Source organism: Natranaeroarchaeum sulfidigenes (genome assembly GCF_017094485.1).
Taxonomy (GTDB): Archaea; Halobacteriota; Halobacteria; order Halobacteriales; family Natronoarchaeaceae; genus Natranaeroarchaeum; species Natranaeroarchaeum sulfidigenes.
Window position 1 is genome coordinate 479,712 of sequence record NZ_CP064786.1, and the last position, 12,078, is coordinate 491,789.

Here is a 12,078-nt window from a genome sequence, read left to right on the forward strand (position 1 = left end):
AGTAACCGATCCCCACCGAGAGGCGGTTGCTTCTCTGTCTCTGACTCAATCGTCGTCCGCATTTCTGCGCCCGTCAATACTGTCTCGTTCACGAAGCTCCGTCGCTCGCTCGGTGGGATCACCGTACCCCCCTCCACCGGGTGTGTTGATCGTGACCGTCGATCCGGCGTCGACGTCGACGGTGGTTTTCGCGGGGATCGGGTCGCCGTCGATCAGGTTCTCGCCGGTGGCACCCGGTTCGCCGCCGTCGAGTCCTTGCGGAGCGAGTCGTCGCCGCTCGGTCAGTACTGAAACCGTGGCTTCTTCCTCCAGCCGGAGCGAGCGAGTGAGTCCCATCCCGCCCCGGTACTGGCCATCGCCGCCGCTCCTGTTGCGAAGCGCGTATTCGAGCACCTGGAACGGATACTCGTTCTCCAGCGCCTCGATCGGCGTGTTCAGCGTGTTCGTCATGCCGACCTGCACGCCGTCCATCCCGTCCCGGTCCGGTCGTGCACCGAAGCCGCCCCCGATCGTCTCGTAGTACGTGAAGCCGTCGGTGTCCCGCGTCCCGATGATCAGGTTGTTCATCGTCCCCTGTCCCTGTGCGGGAACCCGGTCGGGGGCTGCCTCGGCGAACGCCGAGAGAACGACATCGGTGACTCGCTGGCTGGTCTCGACGTTCCCGCCGACGACCGCCGCGGGCGGGCGCGGGTTCAGGATCGATCCCGCCGGGACGCGTACCTCGATGGGCTCGTAACAGCCCGCGTTGGGCGGGATATCCGGGTCAGTCACCGCGCGGAGTACGAAGTAGACTGCGCTCTGTGCGACCGCAAGCGGCGCGTTCATGTTCCCCGGCATCTGGTCGGCGCTCCCTGCGAAATCCACCCTCACTGACGCGCCGTCGATGGTGACGGTCGCGACGATCGGGATCTCCTCGTCGACGACACCGTCACCTTCGAGGACGTCCTCGGCGACGTACTCACCGTCCGGAATCGCCTCGATTTTGGCCTCGATCCGCTTGCGCGAGTACTCGATCACCTCGTCGAAGCCGGTCTCGACCGTCTCCCTGCCGTGCTCGTCGACGAGTTCACGCAGGCGCAAGTCGGCACGATCGTTCGCGGCGAGCTGGGCGCGCAGATCCGCCCGGCGCTGTTCGGGGTTCCGGACGTTGGCGAGGATCAGCGAGAGCAGCTCCTCCCGAAGCTCGCCCTCACGGACGAGGCAGGTTGGGGGAAGCCGTACTCCCTCCTGGTACACTTCCATCGCACCGGCGGGCATGCTCCCCGGAGACATCCCGCCGACATCGCCGTGGTGGGCGCGCGTGACCCCGTATCCCACGATCTCGCCGTCGAGGTGGAGTGGCGAGACGATCGTGATGTCGGGCAGATGCGTCCCGCCGGTGAACGGATCGTTCAGCACGTAGGCCTCTCCCGGCTCTGGGTCGCGCTCACGGACGGCCGAGACCGCCTCGGGCATCGCACCCAGGTGGACCGGAATGTGTTCGGCCTGCGCGACCATCCGGCCGTGGGCGTCGAACAGCGCGGTCGAACAGTCCTGTCGCTCCTTGATGTTTGGCGAGTACGCACTCTGAATCAGCACCTCGCCCATCTCCTCGGCGATCCCGACCAGCTGATTCCGCAGCACTTCCAGCGTTACCGCATCGAGGCTCATCGTCGATCACCGCGCGTGCAGACGACAGCACCGTCCCCTCGAACGGTCCCCGTCCAGGTTGGTGGTATCACCGTCGTGCTCTCCTCGCCTTCGAGAATCGCCGGCCCGTCGATCGTCGTTCCCGGTTCGAGTTCGGTTCGACCGGATACGGTTGCCCTCTGCTCCTCGCCATCGAAGACGACCGACCGCGTGGTCGGCTGGTCCTTCGATTCCGCCGACTCTGTGGTATGGGGGCGGTACTGGGTCCGCGGCGGCTCGTTCTCAACGGTTCCGGTCACCCGCAGTGTGACGAGCTCGACGGGGTCGTCCATCGCGTAGCCGTACGCCTGCCTGTGGGCCGCTGTAAACCGCTCGCGGACGGTCGCCGGATCGAATCGCTCGTCGACGTCGACGTCGACGTCCAGCTCGAAGCTCTGGCCGCGGTAGCGTAGCGCCGCCGTTCGCTCGATCACGGGTGCTTCCTCGGCGGTGACGTTCGACTCGACCTCGTCGATCAGCTCCTCGTAGATTCCCACAATCGTCTCCGGATCCGCCTCCGCGAGTTCGACCCGTCGGGTCCGCACCGCGTCGTATTTCTCGTCGGCTGCCAGCAGCCCGTAGGCCGAGAGCACCCCGCCAGCCAGCGGGAACACCACGCGATCGATATCGAGTTGCTCGGCGAGGGCGGCCGCGTGCATCGGTCCGGCCCCCCCGAACGCGACGAGGGCGAACGTGCGCGGATCGTGGCCACGCTCGATCGTCACCGAGCGGATCGCCCGGGTCATCGTCGCGTTCGCAACCCTGTAGACCCCCTCGGCTGCCTCGACCGCCGAGGAAAGACCTGCTTCTTCGGCCAGATCGGCGAGCGCCTCGCGGGCGGCCGCCTCGTCCATCGCGACTTCGCCGCCGAACTCCGTGCCAGCGCCGATGTAGCCAAGCACGACGTTCGCATCGGTGACGGTCGGCCGATCGCCGCCGTTGCCATAACAGACCGGGCCGGGGTCCGCGCCGGCGGATTCGGGCCCGACACGGAGCGCACCCCCCTCGTCAACCCAGGCGATGCTCCCCCCGCCGGAGCCGACCGTCTCGATGTCGACCATCGGGGTGCCGATCGGCTGCCCGGCAACCGTCACGTCGGTCGTCCGCGCGATGTCGCGCTCTCTGACGACGCCTACATCACTGGAGGTGCCGCCCATGTCGAACGTGACGATCCCCTCGACGCCCGTTGTGTCGAGTACGCCGTCTGCGCTTGCACTCGCGCCGACCACGCCCGCAGCGGGACCGGAAAGCACCGTCGTAACGGCGCGCTCCCTGATGTGATCCGGGTCGGCGATCCCGCCGTTGGACTGCATCACCTGTGGTTCCGGAAGGCCGATCTCCGTGGCCCCCGCGACCAGCTCGCCGAGATACGAGTCGATCGCCGGGCGCAGGTAGGCATCGACCACGGTCGTCGATGTCCGCTCGTACTCACGAAACGTCGGCAGGACCTCACTGGAGGCCGACACCGGCACGTCAAGCCGCTCCCGGAGCGTCGCTGCGACCTCAGCTTCGTTGGCAGGGTGACGGTACGCGTGAAGAAACGAGACGGCGACGCTGTCGACGTCCGACAGCGTCTCGACGAGTTCGTCGAGCGCGTCGAGATCGACCGGCGTATCGACACCGTCAACAGTCGAGCGTTCGTCGAGCTCAAATCGACGGTGCCGGGGCACCAGCGGCGGCGTTTTCTCCGCCGAGAGATCGTACAGATGGGGGCGCGTCTGCCTGCCGATTTCGAGCACGTCGCGAAAGCCCGCCGTCGTCACGAGCGCGGTCTCGGCACCATCGCGTTCCAGCAGTGCGTTAACCGAAACTGTCGTCGCGTGGACGAACGATTCGATCTCGTCTGGCGCGATCCCTGCCCGATTGCAGGCTTTTCTGATCCCGGACAGCACCCCCTCGTGCTGGGGTTCGGTCGAGGAGACCTTCGCCGTGACCAGACTGTCCGCTGTGACCAGCACGACGTCAGTGAACGTCCCTCCGACGTCGACACCGACCCGTTTCCCTGCGTGCGTAGCATCCTCGTCGCGGCCGTCGTCTGTCCCGTTTGCCGTCACTCTATTCACTTGCTCTGACTCGCAACGAGAGTCACAAAAAGGTTGTTCCACACACGTCTCAGTCGATGTCAGCCAGCAGCTGTTCGCAGGCCAAGCGTATCTTGTGGATGTCTTCTCGACTACCGTCTACAGAGTTCCTCCTGCAGCGGTACCCGTGAATCGAGGAGATGGGGAACGACTCAGAGGTAGGTGGGTCTCAGGGCAATCGCTCCTCGTCGATATCCAGCGCAGCTGCGACTGTCGCACGGAGGTCTGCCTCCGAAGCAGCCTCGGCCTCGTCAACTACCTCCCTCAGCATCGCTTCGAGTGTCTCGATACGATCCTCGATCCCGTCGAGATCGAGCACCCGGTCGGCGATCGTCAGATAGGTCTGTTCGTCGTACTCGACACGGTCCTCGTCAGTGAGCTCGATCTCAGATGAGTCCTCGTTCGAAATCGGCAGCCCGATGACCGAAATCGGGTCCGCGATAGTGAACGACTCACCAGCGACAGCTTGCGGGAGCAGCACCTGTGAACCACTGCATTCACCGCCGCCAGGGGCCTTGAACGTGTAACACAAGCTATCTTCGAGGACGAGTTCACGCTCGGCAGCAGCGATGCCGAGCACGAGACAGTTCTCCAGGCGGACGGTCGTACCGACGACGTTTCCACGAATCACACAGTTCTGGAGGCGGATCGTCGTCCCGCTGACACTGCTATGCGTATAGGCATCGATTCCAGTAATCCGGCCATCTGCTCCAACGTCACCATACACTTCACACTCGTCGAGTTCGACGCCCGTCCTTCCCATCACTGAGGCTTCGACGCGTGCGCCGGATTCAATGGCCACGTCGTTCCCGTAGATTCCGTCGGTCACCACGGCATCTGGACCGACCGTCACGTCACGCCCGATTTCGGATTGGACGGTCGGGATGATCTGGCCCTCGTAGACCTCGCTCTCGTCGACGATCGCCCGGGTATCCGAGAGGTCAGCCATTACTCTTCCACCTCGATTCGGACTCCATCTTCGATCACGCCATCGAACGCATCGCTGTACGAGACAAGCCCACCGAGACGCTCCTCTCCATGCTGGTCGATCACGTCCACGAGATCGTCCTTCCGAACGTCCAGTCGTGCGGTGTCATCCGGGGGTCGACCAGTAACTGCGTACATCGGATCGTCGAACTGGTCAAGTTGATCGATCGATGCGGAGAGCCACTCTCCATCGTCGTGTTGGATCTGTGACGGTCCGACGACGAAGGTTTTGCTCTCTGCTCCCCGTTCGACGGTGATCTCCCAGCACGGCACCTGAATTGGTGTCGGCTCATCGATCGTGAGTGCCGTGTCGGCCCGGTGGTGATCGATATCGTCGAGCAAGCGCTCACGTCGGTCGATGAACCCATCGATCGAGTCGTATGCCCGATCGATTGCTTGCCGGAGCGATCCCTCGCGTGAGGACTGGACCGTGTTGTTGTGTTCACGGAACTCGGCCCACGTGCTCGTGACGTGTTCGACAAACGGCGTTTCGACGGATTCCTCGAACTCGTTTTCGTCGATCTCGAAGATGTGTGAGCCGACATCGCGGACTCGTTTTTCGGCCTTGCGATCCAGCTCCTCTTGTTTTTCCTGGTATCGCTCGCCGATCCGATCGAGGGTCGACTCCAGTTCCTCGCGTTCCTCCTCGATCGTTTTTTCTTCGGCCGCGATCTGCGGTTCGAGGCTATGGACTTCCGACATCTCGTCGATAAGCTTCACTTCGGCCTGTGCCTGTGTGTTGTCGTTGATCGCATCGACGATCGTCTCGACACCCTCTGTGATCGCCGTTCGGATCTTCTGTACCTCTCCGATCAGGTTCTGTATCTCGGTTCTGACGTTGCCGATACGCTCGCTGATGTTCGACAGGAGTGGGTGGAGATCTTGACTCGACATGTTAGTTCTGTTTTGCTCGGCTCATTCCGGTTGCTCGTTTCGCCATCATGTGCCCCTTGTTGATCGCGGGGATCGGATTGACGCTCCCCCTGACGTCCATGATGTGTTGTTTCTTGTCTATGTCCTCCATGGATTCGAGCAACTGCTTTTGATGCTTGCTGGCCTGTAAGTTCCTGACAGATGCTTCGGCACCGACACGGTTTGCCTTCGCGCTCTCGTAGGCGAACTCGGCGGCCGCCTCGTTGGCTTCGAGGTTCTGCTGGGCGACATCGATGAGTTGTTCCTGTGCCGCCATCTTCTCTCTGTGGCGACGTTCCTGTTCGGCCCGAAGCATCTGTGCGTTGGCCTGTGCTTGCTGTTCGGCCTGTTCGAGCCGCTCCTGTTCGACGTTTCGTGTTTCCTCGATAAGCTCGCTCGTGCGTCGGTCGATTTCCTCGGCCTTTTGATTGACTTCAGTCCGGAACTTGTTCTTGCGCTGTTCGGCAAGCCCCCGATATTTCACCATCAGATCACCGATCTCGTCGATTTTTCCTTTGCCGGCACGTGCACGAGTCTGCAGGTCCCGGAGCTTTGCGCGCCGGTCCTTGATCCGACCGCTAGCCGTTCGGATCTCTTCGCGGCGTTGCTCGTATTCACGCTCTCCGAGCTCGGTCTTTTGATCCTCGATGGACTCGTAGATTCGGCGGCGCTCGTCGTCTTTCTCGATCCAGAGCTGGTCCCACACGTCCTCGATCACTTCGTCTTTCATCCGATGTTTCGGGATGATGACGCCCTCGGTGAACGTGTTCGTACACGTCGGGCAGTGCCACTCCGCACCGTCGGAGAGTGTGCCCTCAAGCTGTGATTCGACCTCGTCGATCTGGCAGACTGGACAGTAGAACTTGTACGTCGTCGTCGCGAGAAGATCTCCCGCGGTCTCGATATGGTCGTTCAGTGTATCGATCGCGTCCGATTGCGTCTCGACGACGTGTGTGACCGTCTCGTCTGCACTCTCTTTGAGTTCACGCAGTTGCTCCCCTGGGTCGGTCTCGAAGGCGAGCTGTTCTAAGTCCTCGATCGTGTCGACGATCTCTGCAGCCTCGTCGAGCTCGTACTCGGGGTCGAGATCGACGCCACCATCACTCATCGCGGGCTCGATCCGTTCTAGTCCCTCGACAAGTGGATTGTCGCCTTCGATAACCGGCGCGGAAAGCGTCAGTTCCTCCGTGTTTGCGAGTTCGTTGTGTACGTTCCCGAGATGACGGACGATATCCTCTTCGACGTTGTCCTCGGGATCGATAACGGTCGGGAATCGGTCGATCTTCGTGAGCTCGTTGTGGGCCTGGGCCAGCGCGTCCGGATCATCCAGCCGTTCGAGATTGAACTCCGTGTGAGATGCTGTATCGGTCGCATCAAACAGCAGCGTCCCTTCGCCCCGTGGAAATGCATATCCTGTCCAGTATCGTTTCCGTGCGCCGGTCACACGGATCTCCGGGCGCTCGTCTCTGGCCCGTTTGAGATCTACCAGGCCCTTTCCACCGATCGCTGCACCGACCATTGCGACCCAGACGCCGCCGATGACGACGTATGCGAAAATGATCGTCAGAGCGCCCGCAGCGATGAGTTTTAGTCCATCCCGATAGGTGCTATGTTGCTCTTCTGCGAATTCGCGGATGTATTCCCCGATCACTTCGTCGATCGATAACGCGAGCGATGTCGCGTCGTCGACCGTACGATCCCCGGAGAGTGTCGTGCTTGACAATCTCATACGACATGTTTGGATCTTATTGTTACTTAATAAATGTATTGAAAGGGGTAGGTATAGAGGATGCCGACTTGCTTTGTTGACTGGTGACCAGCATTACGTCCCATTACAGTCTGAGGAAAGCCGGAGATACATCATGCGTACTCCGTAATGCCTCGCCTCATCACTACAGAACCCTTCTGAGCGGGGAGTACCACCGACTGCCGATGGGAGGGGGCGGAAACCTAAGAATCCACCACTGTTGGTTCACGCCATTGCTCTCAAGATCTTTCGTAGTTCATTACAGCTCATTTTTTCACTGCCGATACAATAACAACGGTTGTTGTACAAATACATCATAGTATTTATTATGTATTAGTTCATTACATTTCGCCGGACTTGGTATTCACAACCATGATAGAAAGCTACAGTGCCATTGACTGGCTGCCTGTTCAGCCAGACGAGTATCTCAACGACATCACGACCGGGCTGGGGGTTTCCCATGACTAAAGACTCGGACTTCCACGAGATTAGTCGACGTTCCCTGCTCGGCGGTGTCGCAGGGGCGGGAATGCTCTCTGCGATGGGTGCGCCCACCTTCGCGGAAGAAGAATTTACCACAACCGACGCGGAAGCATTGCTTCCGGAGGGATTCGACCCACAAACACCAGTCGAGTCACACCATCCCGGCGAACCCCGGTTCGTCGCAGTCGGTGAAACGCTGTTTAACCCGATCTGGGCGGTTGGCTTCAACGCTGAGGGGACACCAGATTTCGAAGAGCCCGACGGCAGTGTTCTCTTCGACAAGGGACGAGACCACCTCGGTCCGCGTCTTCCAGAGCTCGGCGAGAACTTCGATGGATACGCTCCGGATGACTTCGAATGGTCGCTTGTCGATGCACCAGAAGACAGTGATGGCCAGAGTGAAGTTCTCTCGTTTGCCACCCCGTCGAGTGACGTCCCCCGGTACGACGCCGGACAGGACAATGTCGTCGAATTCGAGGCGGATGCCGAAGGCTGGTACACGCTGGAACTAGACGGGCCGGATGGAACCCACGAACTGACGATCTATGCCTTCCCGGAAACTGACGGGGCGGCAGTCTATCCGAGTACGCCCGATACTGATAACGGTGCCCCACGGATCGACCTTGACGCCGAGTACGACGAAGAAGCGGGGACCTTCACGGTCCACTCGAACGCCGACCCCGCACCACAGGTCGACTCTGACGAAGACGACCTCTGGGCAGTGTTCGTTGCCGACGACCGTGATGGGCTCTCGAACGACGATATCGATGTCAGTGAGGATGGACTGACAGCGACGGTCGACACGGAGGACTTCGACGGATCAGCACGCGTTCACGCAGCGGCGTTCGACGACGCAGAAGGGAAAAAGAGCGCCGCCGACGTGATCGAACTCCACGACGACGGCTCGATCGAGCTTCCGAGTCGGCCACCCGAATGGCTCAAAGACAGCGTTATGTACCAGATCTTCCCGCGCTCGTGGGGCGGCGAGCGCGAGGAGACGACGCTCGAAACGCTGATCGACGGGACGCTCCGAGACGGAAGCGAGGATGCTCGGGGTATCGACTATCTCGACGAACTCGGCGTGGACGTCCTCTGGATTACACCGGTCGTCCCGGCGACAAGTGTCGAACGGCAGTTCGCCTATCTCGATGGGTTCGATCTCGAGGACGGAATGGGAATCGATCCCGATGAACAGCATCTCTCGGGTGGCGGCCCACACGGGTACGACACGACCGATTACACTGGTATCTCGCAAGACCTATCGCCCGAATGGGAGCGTGAGCACGCCCTGGAACTGTACGAGGAGTTCATCGAGGAATGTCACGAGCACGATATCAAGGTCCTCTTCGATATCGTCATTAACCATGCCGGCCGGACGCATCCACAGTTCCAGGAAACAATCGCCGAAACCGAAGAGGCGGACCCCTGGCCAGTCGTCAGTGAGTGGGATGAAGAGAGCCCGTACTTCGACTGGTGGGACCGTGCTGATGTCGAACTCGTCGACGAGGACGGCAACCTCCTCGAAGACGAGCCTCGTGTCACCGGCTTTGCGGACCTGCAGGTGATGCCGAATCTCAACTTCGATAACGTCGCACTTCGGGAGTACATGCTCGCAGTCGCTGACTTCTGGTCCCGAGAAGTCGGCGTCGACGGCTTCCGTGCGGACATCGCCTACGGCGTCCCCCACGACGTCTGGAAGGAAATCCGTGAAATCGTCCGAGCCAACGACAGCGAGTTCCTGATGTTCGACGAGTCGATCCCGCGGGTTGCCGCGCTCTCCGAGAACATGTTCTCGCTGCACCACGACACGGCTGGCTTCCTGACGACAACTCATGGTGTTATCGCGGACGACGCTCACGGCGGCTCCCTGTTCGGCGACATAGAGCAGCGGACGGAGGACGCGATTCCCGACCACTCACTGTTCGTCAACACGCTCGAAAACCATGACGAACTCCGCGCACTCAATCAGGCCGCCGTCGATCTCGATGATCCGAACCACGATGAGATCGACGACGAAACGTGGGAGTTCTTCGCCCAGCGAATGCGACTGTGCTGGGCCGCCGCGATCACGATGCCCGGCGTCCCGAAACTGTACTATGGACAGGAGCGCCAGATTAGCCGCTTCGGAGAAGGCAGACACCTTGGCGACGAGGACGATCGCGGCTTCGAGGACGACGGCGAGATGATCAACGTCGACGCCGACGTCCGACCCGGCGGTCGACAGCGGGCGTTCATGAACTGGGACGAGTATCCCGAAGACCACCTCGAGTTCTACAAGGACCTCATCGACTTCTATCACGAGCACGAGGTCCTCCATACCGATGCCAGTTTCGAGCCAATCTTCTTCGACGTCGAGGACGAAGAAGACGCGGAACTCCTCCTGTTCGGTCGAGATGGCTCCGATCTCGACATCGACGGTCCCGAGCGGGTCTCGGTCGTGATCAACTTCAACGAAGAGCCAGAAACCGTCGAGCTTTCGGAGGAAACGGACACATTTGACCACTTCCACGAGGAAGACGTCGCTGCCGACCACAACGACGAGGACGACTCGGTGACGATCGTCGAAGTCGACGATCTCGTCGTGCTCGAAACCGAGGACTTCGGTGAAGAGTTCGACGTGCTGGCATCGTGGGACGTTCCCGAAGGGACGGACGATGGTCCCGGTTGGTACGAATACCCGACGGACGAGGCGTTCAACGAGGGTGCATTCGATCTTACGCACTTCGAAGTTCGTGAGAGCGAGGAGAGTGTGCAGTTTGCGTTCGAGATTGCGGACCTGGAAAGTCCGTTCGACGACGAGAATGGTTTCTCACTTCAGTTCCCACATATTTTCGTCCGCGATGAATCCCACGACGCGGACGGTGTCGACTTCGATCCCTTCGGCGATGCGTTCTTCACTTCGTTCGAGGATGAATACAACCTCTGGATCGAAGCGGACGGGTTCACTGACCCAAGAGTCTTCACCACCGAACAGATCGATGAGGAGGATCCAGATCCTGTTGCAACCGGGACTGCAGAGACCGACGGTAACGAGATCCAGGTTACGATTCCGAAGGATTCATTCGAGAGCGACCTGACAGATCTCCAACTCGCACCGCTACTTCTGGGCGAAGATGGTGGTGGGTTCCGTGCGGTGACCGAAGACGGCGGTGATTTCCAATTCGAGGACACGCGCTTCGATGACGATGAGTGGGAGGACCCGGACAACCCGTTCACCCGTCATTACATCATCGATGCGGTGACGCCGAACGACATCGACAACAGCGAGGCACTCGAATACGACACCGAAAACGAGGCCGTAATTCCCCTTCTCGACATGGTGGAGGGCATCCGCAACCGAGTCTATCCCGGTGAACTCGTCCGCGAATACGACGGCGGCGACGGAACCGGCTTCGGTCCCGGAAACTACATCTATCCGAGTGAGTTCGAGATTCCGGACGGCTCCATAGACATCGACCGCGTGGCCGTCTACGAAGATCAGTACGACGAACGCGCAGCAGTCGCCTTCGAGATGGACCCGGACGGACTCGAGAACCAGTTCGACCTGCCTCGCGGCTTCTCACATCCGGTCCCGCAGGTCTACATCCGGAATCCTGACAGTGAAGCTCCGGGAACCGACGACGCCCGCGAGGGGGTCCAGGCGACTCTGGAAGCCGAGTACCAGTATATGTTGGCCGCAGATGGCGAGGACATCACCGAGTTCGAGGACGCCGAGGGAGACAGTATCGGCGACCTGGATATCGAACTCGTTCAGATGGACGATGCAATCGTCCTTCAGTTCTCGACTGAGGCACTCGAGGCACCGCTGGTGGATCATGAACTCGCGTTCGCGGTGTCCGCTCACGACGGCTTCGGCCCCGGTGGCTTGCGCGACGTAGTAACAGAGGACTCCCAACAGGAGTGGAACTTTGCGGGCGCCGACACTGACAACGCTCCACGAGTGCTCGATATCGTCACCCCGCCAACCGTCTCACAGGAGGACGCTCTCTCTGCTACCGAGGAGGACCGTGCGACAATCCCGTACGCAGTGGAGACGAAAGACCTCGACGACTACACTGAAGACGGCGACGTATCGACAGAGAGCCTCCAGGACGCCGAATCCGACTGGGAGGATGGAAAGACAGACACCGACACGCTCCGCGATGCTGCGGACAACTGGCGTCGTGGAGACTCCGAATAACGGTACAGCTTGGTGACACA

6 protein-coding genes are annotated in these 12,078 nt (G+C 60.7%); 1 reads left to right on the plus strand and 5 read right to left on the minus strand.

The features are described from left to right. Positions 1–45 precede the first annotated feature (45 nt). From AArcS_RS02430 to AArcS_RS02450, 5 genes are all read right to left on the minus strand, one after another. Positions 46–1,650: a hydantoinase B/oxoprolinase family protein gene (locus AArcS_RS02430; RefSeq protein ID WP_238478836.1), complete on the minus strand. Its 1,605-nt coding sequence runs from the start codon at positions 1,648–1,650 to the stop codon at positions 46–48. Further along, positions 1,647–3,731 carry a hydantoinase/oxoprolinase family protein gene (locus AArcS_RS02435; RefSeq protein ID WP_375139628.1) on the minus strand — a complete coding sequence of 695 codons (2,085 nt, stop codon included), beginning with the start codon at positions 3,729–3,731 and terminating at the stop codon, positions 1,647–1,649. The genes AArcS_RS02430 and AArcS_RS02435 overlap by 4 nt, the downstream gene beginning before the upstream one ends. A 187-nt stretch (positions 3,732–3,918) precedes the next feature. Beyond that, positions 3,919–4,698, minus strand: a complete 780-nt coding sequence (locus AArcS_RS02440; protein WP_238478837.1) for a hypothetical protein — start codon at positions 4,696–4,698, stop codon at positions 3,919–3,921. Then, a complete protein-coding gene (locus AArcS_RS02445) occupies positions 4,698–5,630 on the minus strand; it encodes a hypothetical protein (protein ID WP_238478838.1) in 933 nt (310 codons plus the stop codon). Before AArcS_RS02445 ends, AArcS_RS02440 begins: the two co-directional genes overlap by 1 nt. A gap of 1 nt (position 5,631) precedes the next feature. Next, entirely contained in the window at positions 5,632–7,377 is a 1,746-nt protein-coding gene (locus tag AArcS_RS02450; RefSeq protein WP_238478839.1) for a hypothetical protein, read from the minus strand. Between the two features lie 478 nt (positions 7,378–7,855). On the opposite strand from AArcS_RS02450, the gene AArcS_RS02455 reads away from it, so the two are divergent. Further along, on the plus strand, positions 7,856–12,058 hold the full coding sequence (locus tag AArcS_RS02455; protein ID WP_238478840.1) for a glucodextranase DOMON-like domain-containing protein: 4,203 nt from the start codon (positions 7,856–7,858) through the stop codon (positions 12,056–12,058). Positions 12,059–12,078: the final 20 nt, after the last annotated feature.

What these genes read in the sequence shown, in the direction of transcription:
- AArcS_RS02430 (WP_238478836.1), bottom strand. Translation starts at nt 1,650, where the DNA reads ATGAGCCTCGATGCGGTAACGCTGGAAGTGCTGCGGAATCAGCTGGTC.
- AArcS_RS02440 (WP_238478837.1), bottom strand. Translation starts at nt 4,698, where the DNA reads ATGGCTGACCTCTCGGATACCCGGGCGATCGTCGACGAGAGCGAGGTC.
- AArcS_RS02445 (WP_238478838.1), bottom strand. Translation starts at nt 5,630, where the DNA reads ATGTCGAGTCAAGATCTCCACCCACTCCTGTCGAACATCAGCGAGCGT.
- AArcS_RS02450 (WP_238478839.1), bottom strand. Translation starts at nt 7,377, where the DNA reads ATGAGATTGTCAAGCACGACACTCTCCGGGGATCGTACGGTCGACGAC.
- AArcS_RS02455 (WP_238478840.1), top strand. Translation starts at nt 7,856, where the DNA reads ATGACTAAAGACTCGGACTTCCACGAGATTAGTCGACGTTCCCTGCTC.